20 protein-coding genes are annotated in these 15,581 nt (G+C 62.2%); 6 read left to right on the top strand and 14 right to left on the bottom strand.

The annotated features are described in order from the left end of the window. The first annotated feature begins 215 nt into the window (after nt 1–215). Together BUA26_RS00720 and BUA26_RS00715 are read left to right on the top strand one after the other, a co-directional pair. Nucleotides 216–569, top strand: coding sequence for a YciI family protein (locus BUA26_RS00720; RefSeq protein WP_072757033.1), 354 nt, complete (start codon nt 216–218; stop codon nt 567–569). A gap of 30 nt (nt 570–599) precedes the next feature. Next, on the top strand, nt 600–1,181 hold the full coding sequence (locus tag BUA26_RS00715; RefSeq protein WP_072757032.1) for a dihydrofolate reductase family protein: 582 nt from the start codon (nt 600–602) through the stop codon (nt 1,179–1,181). 194 nt (nt 1,182–1,375) lie between these two features. On the opposite strand, the gene BUA26_RS00710 is transcribed toward BUA26_RS00715, so the two are convergent. Next, on the bottom strand, nt 1,376–1,942 hold the full coding sequence (locus BUA26_RS00710) for a DUF1579 family protein (protein WP_072757031.1): 567 nt from the start codon (nt 1,940–1,942) through the stop codon (nt 1,376–1,378). A gap of 348 nt (nt 1,943–2,290) precedes the next feature. Between BUA26_RS00710 and BUA26_RS00705 the strand changes: the two genes are divergently transcribed. Beyond that, nucleotides 2,291–2,887, top strand: coding sequence for a glutathione S-transferase family protein (locus tag BUA26_RS00705; RefSeq protein WP_255368107.1), 597 nt, complete (start codon nt 2,291–2,293; stop codon nt 2,885–2,887). A 106-nt stretch (nt 2,888–2,993) separates the two neighbouring features. Here the strand turns inward: BUA26_RS00705 and BUA26_RS00700 are convergent, their stop codons facing one another. From BUA26_RS00700 to BUA26_RS00675, 6 genes are all read right to left on the bottom strand, one after another. Next, complete coding sequence (locus BUA26_RS00700) at nt 2,994–3,404, bottom strand: VOC family protein (RefSeq protein ID WP_255368224.1); 411 nt, start codon at nt 3,402–3,404, stop codon at nt 2,994–2,996. Nucleotides 3,405–3,764: 360 nt separating this feature from the next. After that, nucleotides 3,765–5,672 carry an alkaline phosphatase family protein gene (locus BUA26_RS00695; protein ID WP_072757028.1) on the bottom strand — a complete coding sequence of 636 codons (1,908 nt, stop codon included), beginning with the start codon at nt 5,670–5,672 and terminating at the stop codon, nt 3,765–3,767. 33 nt (nt 5,673–5,705) lie between these two features. Continuing rightward, on the bottom strand, nt 5,706–6,134 hold the full coding sequence (locus BUA26_RS00690) for a hypothetical protein (RefSeq protein ID WP_072757027.1): 429 nt from the start codon (nt 6,132–6,134) through the stop codon (nt 5,706–5,708). Nucleotides 6,135–6,161: 27 nt separating this feature from the next. After that, nucleotides 6,162–6,584, bottom strand: coding sequence for a hypothetical protein (locus BUA26_RS00685; protein ID WP_072757026.1), 423 nt, complete (start codon nt 6,582–6,584; stop codon nt 6,162–6,164). Between the two features lie 420 nt (nt 6,585–7,004). Continuing rightward, the gene (locus BUA26_RS00680; RefSeq protein WP_072757025.1) at nt 7,005–7,658 is read right to left on the bottom strand and encodes a glutathione S-transferase family protein; all 654 of its coding nucleotides are present in this window, start codon (nt 7,656–7,658) and stop codon (nt 7,005–7,007) included. A 170-nt stretch (nt 7,659–7,828) separates the two neighbouring features. Then, entirely contained in the window at nt 7,829–8,308 is a 480-nt protein-coding gene (locus BUA26_RS00675; protein ID WP_072757024.1) for a VOC family protein, read from the bottom strand. Nucleotides 8,309–8,578: 270 nt separating this feature from the next. On the opposite strand from BUA26_RS00675, the gene BUA26_RS00670 reads away from it, so the two are divergent. After that, complete coding sequence (locus BUA26_RS00670; RefSeq protein ID WP_072757023.1) at nt 8,579–9,250, top strand: hypothetical protein; 672 nt, start codon at nt 8,579–8,581, stop codon at nt 9,248–9,250. Between the two features lie 56 nt (nt 9,251–9,306). Here the strand turns inward: BUA26_RS00670 and BUA26_RS00665 are convergent, their stop codons facing one another. Continuing rightward, complete coding sequence (locus tag BUA26_RS00665) at nt 9,307–9,711, bottom strand: hypothetical protein (protein WP_072757022.1); 405 nt, start codon at nt 9,709–9,711, stop codon at nt 9,307–9,309. Nucleotides 9,712–9,772: 61 nt separating this feature from the next. On the opposite strand from BUA26_RS00665, the gene BUA26_RS00660 reads away from it, so the two are divergent. Beyond that, nucleotides 9,773–10,384, top strand: coding sequence for a TetR/AcrR family transcriptional regulator (locus tag BUA26_RS00660; protein WP_072757021.1), 612 nt, complete (start codon nt 9,773–9,775; stop codon nt 10,382–10,384). Nucleotides 10,385–10,434: 50 nt separating this feature from the next. Here the strand turns inward: BUA26_RS00660 and BUA26_RS00655 are convergent, their stop codons facing one another. The 5 genes from BUA26_RS00655 to BUA26_RS00635 all read right to left on the bottom strand — a co-directional run bounded on the left by BUA26_RS00655 (nt 10,435) and on the right by BUA26_RS00635 (nt 14,275). Next, nucleotides 10,435–11,028, bottom strand: coding sequence for an ester cyclase (locus BUA26_RS00655; RefSeq protein WP_083572821.1), 594 nt, complete (start codon nt 11,026–11,028; stop codon nt 10,435–10,437). Nucleotides 11,029–11,198: 170 nt separating this feature from the next. Beyond that, a complete protein-coding gene (locus BUA26_RS00650) occupies nt 11,199–11,663 on the bottom strand; it encodes an NUDIX hydrolase (RefSeq protein ID WP_072757020.1) in 465 nt (154 codons plus the stop codon). Between the two features lie 281 nt (nt 11,664–11,944). Next, nucleotides 11,945–12,397, bottom strand: coding sequence for a MarR family winged helix-turn-helix transcriptional regulator (locus BUA26_RS00645; protein WP_218587760.1), 453 nt, complete (start codon nt 12,395–12,397; stop codon nt 11,945–11,947). Continuing rightward, entirely contained in the window at nt 12,394–13,839 is a 1,446-nt protein-coding gene (locus tag BUA26_RS00640; protein WP_072757019.1) for an MFS transporter, read from the bottom strand. Before BUA26_RS00640 ends, BUA26_RS00645 begins: the two co-directional genes overlap by 4 nt. Before the next feature lie 103 nt (nt 13,840–13,942). After that, complete coding sequence (locus BUA26_RS00635) at nt 13,943–14,275, bottom strand: antibiotic biosynthesis monooxygenase (protein ID WP_072757018.1); 333 nt, start codon at nt 14,273–14,275, stop codon at nt 13,943–13,945. Between the two features lie 87 nt (nt 14,276–14,362). Between BUA26_RS00635 and soxR the strand changes: the two genes are divergently transcribed. After that, nucleotides 14,363–14,842 (top strand): redox-sensitive transcriptional activator SoxR, encoded by a 480-nt coding sequence (soxR, locus tag BUA26_RS00630; protein ID WP_072757017.1) that lies wholly within the window; start codon nt 14,363–14,365, stop codon nt 14,840–14,842. A gap of 366 nt (nt 14,843–15,208) precedes the next feature. Here soxR and BUA26_RS00625 read toward each other — a convergent pair whose 3' ends face one another. Further along, nucleotides 15,209–15,565, bottom strand: a complete 357-nt coding sequence (locus BUA26_RS00625; protein WP_072757016.1) for a DUF1428 domain-containing protein — start codon at nt 15,563–15,565, stop codon at nt 15,209–15,211. Nucleotides 15,566–15,581 lie beyond the last annotated feature (16 nt).

Here is a 15,581-nt window from a genome sequence, read left to right as displayed (position 1 = left end):
GAGCGAGCTGCTTGCACAAGACGGATTGCCCATCGCAGAGAGTGGCGGAAGTCTCCCTATGCCTGGAGGCAAGCGAGAAGGGCCACTTATGCTTCCAGGCAAAAGCTCGGGTCGAGCCAAAAATTTTCGAACGGTTGTCGAAATCGGTTCGAGCTGTTCGTCGCTGTAGGGAAGGCCGGCGATCAGCCAGCCATGCAGATCATGGGAGAAGAGCTATGCCGCAATATCTGGTTGCGATCCACCACCCCGACAACTACGACGCGTCTCTTGAAGACGATGCGATGGTCCGCGACATCCAGGCGCTCAATGACGAAATGGTGGCTGCCGGTGCCTGGTTCTTCGCCGGCGGGCTGCAATCGGCGCCCCGAGCGAAGTCGTTGCGCAAACAGGCCGATGGAAAGGTGGTCATCACCGATGGACCCTACATTGAGTCCAAGGAACACATTGGCGGCTTCTGGATACTCGACGCAGCCAACATGGATGAAGCCCTGGCGTGGGGAAGCAAAGCCGTGGTCGCCTGCCGCGCACCGGTCGAGGTGCGCGAGTTCCTTGCCATGCCAACGGAATAGAAACTCTAACCACGGAATACGGAGACTCAGATGAGAAAGCTGAAAATCATGGAGCACATCTCGCTGGACGGCGTGATACAGCACTCCGACGATGGCGACGATTTTCCCTACAGCGACTGGACCGCGCCCTATCGGACCCCCGTCGGCCGGGACGCGGTGTTGGCCGCGCACGGCGAGAGCTTCGATCTGCTGCTTGGCCGTCGCACCTACGATCTCTGGTCGGGCTTCTGGCCAAAGGCGCCGAGCAGTCCGATGGGGGACCGCCTCAATGCCGCGACGAAGTATGTCGCTACCCATCGTCCGGAAAGTCTCGAATGGGGCCCGTTCGAGGCCCTTGGACCGGACCTCGTCGAGGGCATTCGCCGCATCAAGTCGCAGGATGGCCCGGGCCTCGTCCTCTCGGGCAGCTCCACGCTGACGTCGACGGTGCTCGAACACGGCCTTGCGGATGAAGTGGTGCTGATCGTCTCTCCAGTCCTGTTGGGCACGGGGAACCGCTTCTTTGCGGAAGGAACCCCGGCACGCTCGTTCGAGCTCGTCAGCACGCAAGCAACGCCGTCCGGCGTCATCCTCAGTACGTACAAGGTCGCCGGACCTTTGAAGGCCGGATAGCTCGACGACGCGACATCGCCAGTGAATACCGGAACGCCGTCATCCAGCAGCCATGAAAGATGTGCCTGAGGCGACTGATGCCGTGTGGAAGACCGAGTCCCCACGGCTCATCGCAAGCCCGATAGAGGGCGGAGGAAGTTGAATTCGACTAATGACCTCCGCCTCTTTTGCGGACTCCGCAAAACAGGCTTCCTTCAGTCCACTCGCGTGTATTGCAGGCTGACGGCGAGGGCTTCCTTGCCGTCGCGGGTCTCGTAGTACTCGTAGACGAAGTGGCCGTTGTCGGCGATGCGCAAGACTTGGCGCGTCGGTACTGGCGCGCCACTGTTGCTGGGCATCTCGCCAGTGAAGGTGTAGGTGCGGCTCGCCGCGTCGTAGTCGCCGTGCGCGAGGATGATTCCGGAGAAATTGGTGTCCATCCAGCTACTGTAGTACTTGCCGGTGGCGTCGTCGTAGCCGATGTAGCCCAAGCCTTCGAAGGGCTTGCTCGACGCGATGCGGAGATCCTGCCTCAGGTGGTGGCCGCCGAGCACCATCGTATAGGTGGCGGTGCCATGGTCGATGGCAGGCGGTGTCTTCGGATCGGTCCATATCGATTGCCGCACGGTCCAATGTCCGGACAAGGTGGCGAGCTGCGCGTACGGCGGACCGATGTGCGGCGTTGCCGCCAAAGTGGCGGTTCCGGCGGTGGCCGATCCCGCAGCGAGCGACATGGCGATCGCCAGCACCCATCCCCATGCCGCGATGGAACATTTGTTCATTTGACTATTCCGACTGTTCAAGAAGCACCAAGGATGGTTGGCCGGCCGCAGACGCTCAATAACCTGTGAGGTCATGGCGATCCCGATAATGGTCGCGCAAGGCGACCCGCTTCCATGCGCCGACGGAGTCACCCGCTGCGAGCGCATGCACTGCGGCCGTGATCCCCATTCAATCGCGCCACACTTGTCACTCCCACCTTGCGATGGCCCGGTCGCAATCTTTCTCACGATCACCAACCAACGCGCCGGGGAGCACCGGCATCGACAGACGTGAACGCGAGGAGAAGCGAGATGGAAAAGATTGCTGTGTGGGGTTTCAGCTGGGTGCCGCCTTTTGCCCAAGGGCTTGTGCGCGATCTGCGCGTGCGCTGGGCGCTCGAAGAAGCGGGGCTTGCCTATGAGAGCCGGTGGATCGACACCGAGGAGCGCAGCTCCGAGGCCTATCGGCGCAAACATCCTTTCGGCATGGTGCCGGTTCTCGAATCCCGCGACGGAACGTTGATCGAATCGGGTGCCATCGTCTATGCCATTGCCGAACAGTGCGATGCGCTGATGCCTGCCGGCCAGCGTGCCGAGACGCTCACCTGGATGTTCACGGCGCTCAATACCGTCGAGCCGCCGCTGTGGAATCTTTTTGTGCTGGATCAGCTGCACCAGGGCGAAGCATGGGCAAACCTGCGGCGCGCCGGGGCGGTCGACGAGGTGAAGGCTCGATTGACGGCGCTTTCCCAATGGCTCGACGGTCGCGATTATCTGCTGGGCCATTTCACGGCGGCCGACGTTCTGATGACCACCGTACTGAGGTTCATCCGGCATACGGATCTGGTGGCCGGCTTTCCGCCGCTCGATGCCTACGTCAGGCGCTGCGAGGCGCGGCCGGCATTCCAGGCGGCCTTGCGCAGCCAGATGACGGACTACGCGCGCAACACACCGGTCGCCGCCTGAGTTTGAGGTGGGAAAACGAAAAGGGGGCTGGCTCATTTTTGGCAGATGAGCCATGCCCCCTTTGGTTACTTTGCCGCTTCCGCAGCTTGATCGGCGGTTGGCTTGCTCAGCCTGGCTGATCGCCCGAGGGAATCGCCGCCGGGTCCATCCACACGGCCTCCCAGACATGCCCATCGGGGTCGGCCACGCTGCGGCTGTACAGAAAGCCAAGGTCCTGCACGGGGTTGATATCGGCTGTTCCGCCGTTGGCCGCCGCCGCCTTGCTCATGGCGTCGACTGCTTCGCGCTCGACGTGCGAGATCGCCAGCATGACTTCGCTCGAGCCTGCGGGTGGGAGCGGGCGATTCGTGAAGGTGCGCCACTTGGCATGCGTGAGAAGCATGACGTGGATGGCTTCGCTCCACACCATGCATGCGGCCGTTTCGTCGGAGAAGTGCGGGTTGATCTCGAAGCCGATGGATTTGTAGAAGTCCATGGACGCGTCGAGATTGCCGACAGGAAGGTTCACAAAAATCATTCGCGGCACGGGGGATATCCTTCAGCTGGGTTGAGAGGGTGGAGCAGGGACGGGTGTTGCCTCTGGTGCGACGAATGGCATCCGGCGTTTTCGACAGGGCGAACGAATATTCTGAAATCCGCTCTGTTACAGCAGCGGAAGTCAGTCGCGCATCGGGCAACCAGGCAGGCCCGCCGGAACTTCGCATGACTGCCGGTTCCTCCGACGGTGCAGCGGGCACTGCCCGCACGACAGGTTTGCGCCGCCGAGGGGCGGTCGGTTTGCAGTTGCGACCGGACCCGACCGCCATGTTTTAGGTTGAGACTATTCACGGCGGCCAACCCGTCGGCGACCCATGCGCGCCGACGGGTTGTGCCGGTGTTATTTCAGAGGCTGTTTCAAGTGCAGCGCCATCAGCCACGAGCGGCCATCGCCGTGGGTCTTCAGCCGGACGAGCGCCTGTCGGCTCTCCTCCTCGGTGAATGGCCTGCCGCTGGCCAGTCCCGCGGCACCGATCAGGATGCCTTTCTGCACATCGTTCAGCGGTTCGTCGTCGCCGGGCTCCGGGATGGACAGCATGCTCGCTGGCGGGGTGGGCAGGGTCGGCCAAGATTGCGCCGTAGGCTCGGTCAGAACGTAGGCGAGATTGGGGGCGGCGGCGATGCGTGGACTGGACAGCATGTTGTTGAACGCGTCCGACAGGCCCAGCCAGTCGCGCAGGGTGGCCAGCACGCTGGTGTGGTCCAGTGGCACGCTGGTGTTGCTGCGGAACACGGTACCCGGAGTCACCCACGACGAGATCACGATCGCCGGGATACGCACGCCAAAGCGGTCGAAGGTGAAATTCGAACCGTCGGTGGCGACCGGGTCCGGATACGGCGGTTTCGAGCCGTTCGGTGGCGGCACGTGGTCATAGGTGCCGCCGTGTTCGTCGAACAGCACGATGAACAAGATACTGTCCCGGTACGGGCTTCCGGCTATGGCGTTGTAGATGGTCGCCAGGAACTGCTCGCCAGGGCGGACGTCATGCGGTGGATGGTAGCTCTCGTCGTTGCCGGAGACGCCGAAGTTGGGCTCCACGAAACTGAAGCTCGGCAGCTTCTGGTTTGCCGGTGCGCTGGCAGGTTGGGCGCACGCGGCCTGGAACTCGCTGATGCCGAGGAAATTGGTTTCGTTGCCCAAGTACTTGGTCAGAAACATCGTCTTGGTCAGCGACTGCAAGGTGCCATCGTTGTAGACCGCCCAGGACAGATTCTGGTTGGTGAATACGTCGAAGACGGTGTTGATGTCCCAGGGCATGTAGTAGTCGTTGTTGGTATAGCCATCCGACGAGCCGGTCTGGACAAAACCGCGATTGGGCCAGGTCTGGGTGGGCACGGAGGCGAACCATGCATCGGAAACGGCGAACGATTGCGCGAGCGTGCTGATGATCGGCAACTGCGTGGTGCTGTACGACTGCATGATCTGTTCGGCGCTGGTGCCGTTGTACTGGGTGAGGTAGTCGGTCAGGAACCCGCTCATGTTCGCGCTGGACTGGCCATTGAACACTTGCGTGGTGACGTGATCGAACTCCTCGCCCGGATCGGGGCTGGGTACGAACCACTCCGATATCGTGGTGCTGCCTTCGCTCCACGACGTGGTGCCGTTGCTGGCATACACCGGCTGTCCGCCATTCACGTTGGGGTCGCTGTTGGAATAGGTATTGGCGGCGAGGCCGTCGTAGCTTTGCGGCGAGTCCGCCGGCAGGAACTGCGATGGCGAGTTGCTGCCGCTGTAGATCCAGCCGAGCAGGTTGTCGAGCGAGCGGTTCTCGTTCATCAGCACGACGACGTGGTCGATCTGCGGCAGGATGGCGTTCTGCGAAACCAGGGTGACGGCATAGACCACGTCGTTGTAGGTGCCGTCCGCGACGTAGCTGGCGGTGATGCGGTAGGTATTGGTGTCGGATCCGGTGAAGGTCAGCGCCGTGTTGCTGGCTTGCCAGCCGGTGTTCTGGCTACCGACACTGATCTGCACGGCAATGTCGCTGCTGGCGAAGGTGCCGGTGAGCTGGACCTGCAACAAGGCCGTGGATCCGCCCACCGTGATGGTGGAGGTGAATATCCAGATGTCGTGGTTGGTGATGCCTTCGTTGCGATCCACCCAGTAGGCTTCCGTCTGCGCGCCATTGGGGGCATTCACGGCCTGGGTGGGGTCGGACCAGTAGTCGCTGCTGAGTGCGGGCGACACCGCCGTGCTGACGGACAGTGTCGAAGACAGATTGTTCTGGACGTAGATGTTCGATGGCATCGCTTCGTGCTCCTTGCTCGGCGCCGTGAGGGGTCACAGCTTGATGGCGGTATAGATCACGTTGTCGTAGGTAGAGGCGGAGACGAATTTGCCGACGACCTGATAGGTGTTGTTGTCGGCCGCGGTGAACGTGAGGGCCGCACCTTCGTCTTGCCAGCCGGTGCTTCGGCCGGCCGCGGTGACCTGGATGGCGATGATGCTGCTGACCGCCGTGCCGGTGACCTGTTCCTGCATCTGTACGGGACTTCCGCCGACGCTCGCGGCGGAGGTGAATACCCAGGTGTCCCCGTTGGTGATGCCGATATCGCGATCCATCCAGCATATTTCGACCGGTTGGCCCGGGGGCGCGCTGACAGGGTCTGACGGATTGGACCAGTATTTGTCGCTGAGTGCCGGCGTCACCGACGTATCGACGGTCACGCTGACGGGCAATTCGTTCTGGACATAGACATTGGTAGGCATGGTATGTGGTCCTTGCGGAAAGAAAGGTCAGACGTTGAGGAGGGTGTAGGTCACGTCGTCGTAGGTGCCGTTGGGGAAGAAGCTGCCATCGATCTGATACAGGTTGCCGTCGTTGCCCTTGAACTGCAGCGAGGTGTTCGCGTCGCTCCAGCCACTGCTTTGGGTGCCCGCCATGATCTGGATCTGGATGTCGCTGCTGAAGGTTGTGCCGGTGAGCGATTCCTGCAGTTGGATCGTGATGCCTGCCAACTGGAAGCTGGTGGTGAAAATCCAGGTATCACCCTTGGTGATGCCTTCGTCCCGGTTCATCCACAGGACCTGCGTCAGCTGGTTTCCGTTGGCGACATTGGAGCTGATGCCCCAGTAGCTGCCGTCGAGGGTCGGTTGCACCGACGAGTCGAGAGTCAGCCCCGCACTGAAGCCGTTTTGAATGTTCACGTTGGTGGTCATGTGTTCCCCTGATGTTGGTGATGGTCGAGAAATGGCGAACCCGGGCACTGCCGCCGCGTTTCATGCGCAGGCCTGTTCGCGTGCTGTCGGACCCCCGGACGATCGGACCTGTCAGTCCAGATACATGGTTCGTTTGGCGACCGCATGACGTGCGGGCGCAATCCGCCTTGGGCAGATCAGTGAGGCAGCGGGTTCAACGAGGGGGTGCGGGTGTCGGCGGGCCAGGCAGATCGCCTGTCGCAAGCGGGTAATACGGAGGTCTGCAGATCCCTTGCATACGCTTCCCCTAAAGCGTGATGTCGTGCTGCGGACCGTAATGCGGACCACGTTGTGAAAATGAGATTCCCGTCTCACTTCCCGGCGTCTGCGATGGTGTCGCTGGACGCCGGGATCATGGTTTGGATGTGCCTTGTGTCTCTATCAGCCGACCTGAGCCTGGCTAGTGAACACCGCCAATTGCGCGGCGAAGGCGCGCTTGTACGCGGGCCGAGCTTCGCCGCGGGCGACATAGGCGGCGAGGTTCGGGTATTCGTCCAGCAGGCCCGATGCTCTCAATCTGAGCAGCACGCCTATCATCATGAGGTCGCCCGCGCTGAACGCACCATCGAGCCATTCGGCATCGCCGAGACGAACGGAAAGGTCGCCCAGCCGGTGACGGATGCGATCCAGGACAAGAGGCAGGCGCTGCTCGGCCCAGGGCTTGTCGCCCTCCTGAAACTTGGCGGTTTGGAGATCGAGGATAGGTGGCTCTATCGTGTTGACCGAGGCAAACATCCATGTGATCGCACGCGCCCGGGCATTCGCATCGTCCGGCAGCAGGCCTGCATGGCGCTCCGCGATATGGAACACGATGGACCCCGACTCGAACAGGGCGAGATCGCCTTCCTCATAGGTGGGTATCTGCCCGAAAGGATGAAGCGCCCGATGCGCGGGTTCTTTCATCGCACTGAATGAAACAAGACGAACCTCGTAAGGCTGGCCCGCTTCTTCAAGCGCCCAGCGAACGCGCATGTCGCGCGCGAGTCCTTTGCCGCGATCGGGCGACCGTTCAAAAGCAGTGATGGTGGGGGTCATGGGAAGGCTCCAGGGGATGGCATGGCGTCATGAAAAAAAAGGGAGTGGATGGCACTGACTTGGATAACCCGACTCACGAACCGTTCGCGCTGAGCGTAGCCCGCGCCGCGTGCGGAGTCGAAGCGCTGCCCGGCGTGGCCAAGCCATCGCCGGTATGTCCTTCGGCTTCCTCAGCCGTGGCGGGCGGCCTCGATCGCGGCGATGTCGATCTTCGTCATCTTCATCATGGCGTCGAATGCGCGCTTGGCCGCGACAGGATCCGAATCGGTGACCGCTGCGACCAGGGCGCGCGGGGTGATCTGCCACGACAGGCCCCAGCGGTCCTTGCACCAGCCGCAGACGCTTGCCTGGCCACCGTTGCCGATGATCGCGTTCCACAGGCGGTCGGTTTCGGCCTGGTCGTCGGTCGCCACCTGGAACGAGAACGCATCGGTGTGCGGAACCCCGGGGCCACCGTTCAGGCCCAGGCACGGGATGCCCATGACCGTGAACTCCACCGTCAGCACGTTGCCCTGCTTGCCCGCGGGATAGTCACCCGGTGCACGATGGACGGCGCCCACGGCGCTATCCGGGAACGTCTTGGCGTAAAAAGTAGCGGCGTCCAGCGCGGTGCCGTCATACCAAAGGCAAATCGTGTTCTTGCTGGCCATGTGGATTCTCCTGAGTTCAGGGCAGCGGGGATGTGCCCTTCATTCTCTTCGACGAACGACGGGTGCGCAGATCGACACGCCTGAAAGGAGTGGGTGAATTAAGTTGCGGGCGGCAATGTCGAAGGGCTGTTCTGGGCGAACACGCGTTCCGCTCATCGGACCGGGTTCATGGGTAGCCATTCTGTGGCAATAGGTGTTTGCTACGATGGCAACGTCATTCGCCGCCATGTGCCATAGCGGCGGCTGTTTCGTCCATGGCTAGGAGGCCCGATGAAATCCGCATGCACCCTATGGCTAGGTAGCCTGGCCCTGGCGAGTCTCGTCGCCCGGGCGCAAACCACTTTGCCTGCGGTCAAGGTCACCGCGCCGGCGTACTCGTCGCAACACGGCGGCTATCTGATCTCCGGCGACTTCAAGGTCGATCCGCGCATGCCTGCGGTGGTGTTCCCGGCACAGGCGCTGGTGAAGGACGACATCCTCAGCATCGAGCCCATACGTCTGCAGGACAACGAATATCTGGTGCTGCAGGAATGCGCATCAGCCGACTGCCACCAGGCTTCGCTGGTCCGCTTCTGGAAGTCGGACGATATCGGCGGCAACGATGCTCGACACAATCGCGTCTGGATCACCCACGAGAACAAGTATTTCATCTGGCTCAAGCGCCTGCCGGAAGTATCCGCCGTGGGCTGCGGCCAGGGCTTGTTCAACACAACAGCCGGGTGCAGCAGCCACTTCAGCAGCTTCCAGCAGATCAGCCCACCCCTGATACTGATTCCGGAAGGCGATCTGGCGGCGTTTCACCAGGACGCTCTGCAGAAAGCCATCGAGGCCGACCCCGTGCACGTGACGCAGCAGACGCATGAAGGCTCCACCTACGTCGTGATCTACGAAGGCGGAAGCACGGTGCGCATCCGTCGCATGCATGCGGCACACGACAACTAGGGATAGGTCGGGGAAAGGGGGTGGCTCAGGTTCATTTGTTCGCTATAAACATCTCTTCAAATATGTCCCCACAACGCCATGCTCACTACGGTGATCATCAGCAGTACGCCAGCGATACGCTGATGGATGGCGATGCGGCGGCGTGGCGCGATCTCATCCGGGCTGCGCGTCCGCAGCTGCCGCACTGCCGGCAGGGCCAGCGCCTGTACCACCGCGGCGAGCACGGCGCAGATCACGCCGGCACCGAGCACGTGGAGCGACGGGATCGGCGGGACGGTGCGCAGCGCGAGCGCCCAGACGGCGATACCCATCAGCATGGTGGCGATGGCGGCGCCGAACTGCGGAAAGGCCAGGTGTTCCGCGCTGGCGCCCCCGGTGCGCGCCAGGACGAAGGTCGAGCCGGCCCAGAACACGCCGGTCAATACGTGCAGCACAATGAGAACAACCAGCAGGGTTTGCATGACGGCCTCACATCGGATATTGGGTATACGAAATGTATAGTGAATTATCGAGGTGCACAAGATGACCGCGCGGACCTATCGCGGCGCTGCGCGAGCAGAGGCGGCGGAGCAGACTCGTGCGCGCATCGTGACGGCAGCCGCCGCGCTGCTGCGTGAGGCTGGCGTGGCGGGGTTTTCACTGGAGTCGGTGGCCAATGCAGCCGGAGTGAGCCGGCTGACCGTCTACAACCAGCTCGGCTCGCGCCGTGCCCTGCTTGAGGCAGTGTTTGACGAGCTGGCAACGCGTGGCGGGTTGCATCGCATCGGCGCGGCATTGGCCGATCCCGATCCCATGGCGAGCCTGCGCCGGCTGATTGGGATCTTCTGCGACTTCTGGGGTCTCGACCTGGGGTCGATGGCCAGCCTGCATGGGGCTGCCTCGGGCGACGCCGATTTTGCAGAGAGCCTTGGCGCCCGCAACGAACGGCGGCGCGAGACGATGTCGGTCGTGGTGAGGCGGCTGGTCGAGCGGGGGGCGGTGCGTATCCGCGCCTCGGCCGACCTGGTCGACATGCTCTTCGTGCTCACCAGTCTCGCAGTATTCACCCAGCTGACGGTCGGCAAGCGCCGCAAGGCCGCCGTGCGCAAGCTGATCGAGGCGGCCGCCGAGGACGCGGTGCGAAGGGCGGGCTGAGAAGAACGGGAACTGACCGAATATCTGGGTCGGAGTGAGATGGCCCGGGTTTACTTGCCAACCCCGATTTGCTTCATGAGTGTGGCGTTATCCCAGAACAGATATTCCTCGGCCATGACACCTTGCTTGTTCCAATGCCCCAGGGTCGCCATCGGGAGGTGGTACGCCTTGCCGGTGGGCTGAATCACGGTGCCGTTCGCCATGACCATGGGCTTGGTAAAGGTACCGTCGAGGAATCCCATGACGGCTGTCCACTGGGCGTCCGCCGTGCCGAACCGCACGGGGTGCTCGGTAATGCGATTGTCCGGCGCGAAGGTCCACATGAACTTCAGTTCTTTGATGTGATCCGGGATGCCCCTGGTGGTGTGGCCATCCGGGTAGTGCACAACGATGTTTTGACCGTGGCTCTTATGAAGGTTTTCCCATTGCTGCCCGGTGTAAACGTGGAAGTCGAGGTCGTCGAAGTTGGCCAGGTTCTTGGCCAGTTCCGGCGGCATGCCCGCTACCGTGGGCGTCGGCTCGCCAACCTTGCTGCCTGGCCAGCTATTTTGCGCGGCGGCTGTGCCAGGGATTACCGAGATCAGAAGTCCAGCGGCAAGGCCGGCGCCAAGCGCAAGCGACGGTGTGCGTGTTTGCTTCGTCATGATTCGTTCCTCTTTGTCGACCGTGAAACGCGCCGCGCTGGGACAACCAGTTCGGACCTTAACAGAGCGATGTTTTCACCAGACGTGTGCAGCGCTCGTAAATATCCAGGTCTGAAATGTCTGCGCGAACATCTGGGTCAGAGCCACTTGCCAAACAAGCCTGCCGGGTGTCAGCAGGGCATGCGCAGTGCATCCGGCGGTGGCCGCAGTACGAACTCGCGATGGACGTCGGCGTATATGTCGCGTTGCCCACTGAAGGGAAGCCGCGCGATCGCTTCGGCGAACGTCATCCATGCGTGGTCGTCGTGTTCGTGGTTCAGGCGGACCTCGGCGGCGGTATCCACGAAGGCGACAAAGGCCGGCACGATGGCGATGCACTCGTCGCGCACGTCGTAGAAAATTTCGCAACGGTCGACCGAATACAGGGCAGTGGCCTGCAGGCCGGTTTCCTCGTGCAGTTCGCGCAGGGCGGTCTGCCAGGCTTTTTCGCCTGGCTCGATGTGTCCGGCCACGTAAGTCCACAGCCCTTGCAGGTGCGCTACGGCCCGATGCGCGAGCAGAGTACGGGCGTTCTCGCCGGCGCCCCTGACGACCACCACCGAAACCATGGAGCAGCGCAAGGGAAGGTCCGGCATCTCTTTTCCCAATAGCGAAGTGGGCACGGCAGCAATAGCACCAAACCTGGCGATCCGCGAGCAAAGCCGATGAGGTCGGAAGCGCCTGCAATTGCCTGATCTCACGACTACGCCGGTCGGCTGACCACCTGCGCGAAGGCGCCGAGAGTCATGTGCTGCCGTCGGGTACGCCATCGCATCAGCACTTCATCACGCGCGTAGCGCCGACCTCCAGAGGGTGGCGTCGAAGATGTCCGTCAAATCCTGGCCAGTCCACTCTGTCCGGTTTTTTCGAACTTCGGTCAGTCTTCGGCTCGAGATTCCTGATGCGCCACGATCTTGTCCAGAATGTTTCGCAAGGTCTTGATATCCGTGGTCGACAAATTCTGCAGGGCAGAGGGGGTTGTTTCGATAACCCGGTGTGTAGTGGTGACGACGCTACGGCCCGCGGCCGTGATCGCCACCAGCTTCGCACGCCGGTTTTCAGGATGAGGGTAACGTTCGACCAGGCCGCGGTTTTCCAGATCGTTGATGGCGACGGTCGCAGCTGGGGCGTCTGTGGACATGGCGTCCGCGAGATCCTTGAGCGTCATCGGGCCGGCGCCCAGGCGCTTGAGTGCGCGTATCCGGCTGAAGGGCAATCCGGTGGCGTCGGTGACCTTGCGGCGCCAGTCGCCGCGGCTGTCCATCACCCAGGCGACCAGGGTTTGCCAGATGAAATCGGTGTCACTCTGTTTCGGTACTGCCTTTTTCACACCGCCGCTCCCGTGGGCACCTCTTCCAGCAGATGCGCAGCGTGGCGCCGGGTGCCATGAGCCCAGGATGTGCTGGAAAGCCAGCCCAGAAAAACCACTGCTACACCGCCGCCGCCGACCAGCCACCAGAACGGATGCGTTGCTTGAGGGAAGTTGTGCAGCACGCCCCGGGCTCCGGCAATGGTACCGGCAATCGCCACGCCAAGGGATGCACCGATTTGTCGGCTGGTGGATGCCACTGCAGCGGCCAGCCCGGCTTGCGCCTTCGGCATGCCTGAAACGGCGGTGTTGGTGATGGGCGCGTTCACCATGCCAAAACCGATGCCGAAGATCACGTAGCTCACCAGCAGCACACCCAGCGGCGTCGTTGCGGTCAATGGCGTGAGCATTAACGCGCTGATGGTGGTCGCCGTACCGGAGATCAACAACGAGGGCCGCGTGCCATGGGTACCGACCAGCCTTCCGGAAAGAGGTGAACAAAGGATGGTTGCAAGAGCCATCGGCAGCGTACACAACCCGGTTTGAAACGCGGAGTAGCCACGCACTTCCTGCAAGTAGAGGGTATTGAGGAATAGAAAGCCGGAGAAGGCCGAGAAGCTGCAGATGGCGATCACGGTGGCGCTGCTGAAAGGGGTGCTGCGGAAGAATCGCAGGTCGATCAGCGGCTCATCCCGTCGCGGCTCGTAGACCAGCAAGGACACGATGGCGAGTACGACCAACGTAAACGCACCGGCGATGATCGGCGTATTCCAGCCGATATGCGGCCCTTCGATAACGGCGTAAGTCAGCATGGCGAGTGCGACAAAGACCAACGTCTGCCCGACCGGGTCCACCCGTCGCGGCTGCGCCGCTTTCGACTCGGGTATATAGAGCGTTGCCAGCACCATCGCTGCCGCGCCGATCGGCAGATTGACCCAGAAGATCGAACGCCAGCCGATGCTTTGCGTGAGGGCACCGCCGATCAGCGGCCCCAACGCCATCGAGACGCCGGCCACGGCACCCCATATGCCGATCGCGCGGGCGCGTGCCTTCGGTTCATGAAAGGTATTGACGATGATGGACATCGCCACCGGGTTCAGCATGGTGGCCCCCAAGGCCTGCAACACGCGGAAGGCGATCAGACCGTGGATGTTGGTAGCCAGGCTGCACAGCAGCGAACCGAGCATGAAGACGCCCATGCCGATCAGGAAGACGCGTCGGCGCCCGAAGCGATCTGCCATGGAGCCGGCCATCATCAACAAGCTGGCCACCACCATCGTGTAGGCATCGATCACCCACTGCAGTCCGGAAATCGATGCGCTCAGGTCGTGGTGAATCGAGGGGAGCGCGACGTTGACGATCGTGACATCCATCGCAACCATCAGCAGGCTGAGGCAGCAAATGGCGAGGATCAGGCTTGGGTGCGGCTTGAGCTGTCTTGCGGGCGCATGAGTCGTTTTCATGAAATGATTGTATGAATACAATTATTGTACGTCAACAACTATCCATGCTGAGGCGTCTGCGCCGACCGAAGAAAAGGATCGACCGCGTTGTCGCGGGCGATCGTCAAGCGTCGCGATAGACGCCCATATCCGCTTGCACACCCAGCTTCTGGATGAACGCTGCAGGGTCGAAACCTTCTTCGGTGTACTTCGCCTGCATGGTGGCCTTGGCGGCGGTGACTGCCTCCGCGTCGCTCCATTCGACCAGAGTGATGATGTTGAACACGCCCGGGCTGCCGTCCTGTTTCAGCACCAGGTTCTGCTTGCAGCCGGGCACGGTATCCAGAGTTTTCTGGGTGAAGCGCAGCCGTTCCATGAAGGCGGGCAAGGCTTCGGCGGGGACGACGAAGCGGTCGATGCGGAAGATCGACGCGGCGTGGCTGGCTGGGGTGGTCATGGTGGAGGCTCCTGCGAAGCGTGGGTTTGAACCGGGATGGGCATGCACTGTAAAACCTCATGTAAAGTTGAGGTCAAGAGGTGATGCATGAAAACCAGACTGGAACAGGCCGGAATCTCTCCGACTCTCTCGGTAGGCGAAGTGGCGCGACGCGCCGGCGTGTCGGTGTCGGCCCTGCATTTCTACGAAACCAAGGGGCTGATCAGCAGTGATCGCACGCAGGGCAATCAGCGACGCTATGCGCGAGACGTGCTGAGGCGCGTGGCATTCATCCGCGTGGCCCAGCGAGTAGGCATTGCATTGACCGACATCGCTGCGGCGCTGGCGACATTGCCTGCCACGGCCGCGCCGACCCGCGCCGATTGGGCGCGATTGTCCGCCGCGTGGCGCGCCGATCTTGACGAGCGCATGGCGCAGCTCAAGAAGCTGCGCGACACCCTCGATGACTGCATCGGCTGCGGTTGCCTGTCGATCGATCGCTGCCGGCTGCGCAATCCCTACGACAAGCTTGCCGGGCAGGGGGCGGGTCCCCAGCGCTTGTGGGTCGGTCGCCGATCCCTCAATTGAGTGCCCACGGGATACCGGGGCGGATGAGCTGGCCCGGGTTTGGGTGGCGCTTGGTGACCAAGCCAGTACCGAAGGCACGACGCCATGGAGACGGCTACTGTAGGAAATGCCAGTGTCGGGTGGGATGCCAGTGGCGTATTTTTTAGCTGCCCACAGCCATAACGAGCCGACAGGATGTTAGCGGTGCAGACATCGGAGGTTCGGTGGGAGCAACAAGGACGGGTGATGGTGAGCTCACGCCCCTGAGCCGGAGGCGCCCGAAAGGGCGCCTTTTTTTATGCGACCCATCTTCCCTCCCGCCGGCTGCATGCGGAAGTCACGGGCGATCGTGGCGCGGCGAACAGGTAGGGCGTCGCCCCGGTTTGGCTACGCCCCCAGGCTGATCACCGGTGCGAAGCCGCCGAAGATCATGCGCTTGCCGTCGAAGGGCATGTCGCTTGCGGCCGCCATGCGGGGATCCTTCATGAATTTCTCCATGCCGGCATCATGGGTGGCCTTGTCGGGCCATTCGGCCCACGAGAACACCACGGACTCGTCTTCTTTTGCCTGCACGGCGCGGCGGAAATCGGTGAGCTTGCCTTCGGGCACGTTGTCGCCCCAGCACTCCATCACGCGGGTGGCGCCGTACTCCAGAAACATGGCATCAAAGGTCTTGGCGTGCTTGATGAACTGCTCGCGATTGGCGTTGGGCACGGCGATCACGAAACCATCGATATAGGACATGGCTATCTCCTCGGTG

It is taken from the genome of Rhodanobacter sp. OK091 (genome assembly GCF_900142825.1).
Lineage (GTDB): Bacteria > Pseudomonadota > Gammaproteobacteria > Xanthomonadales > Rhodanobacteraceae > Rhodanobacter.
The sequence above is the reverse complement of the archived record's forward strand: the minus strand, read 5'-3'. Positions and strand labels throughout refer to the sequence as shown.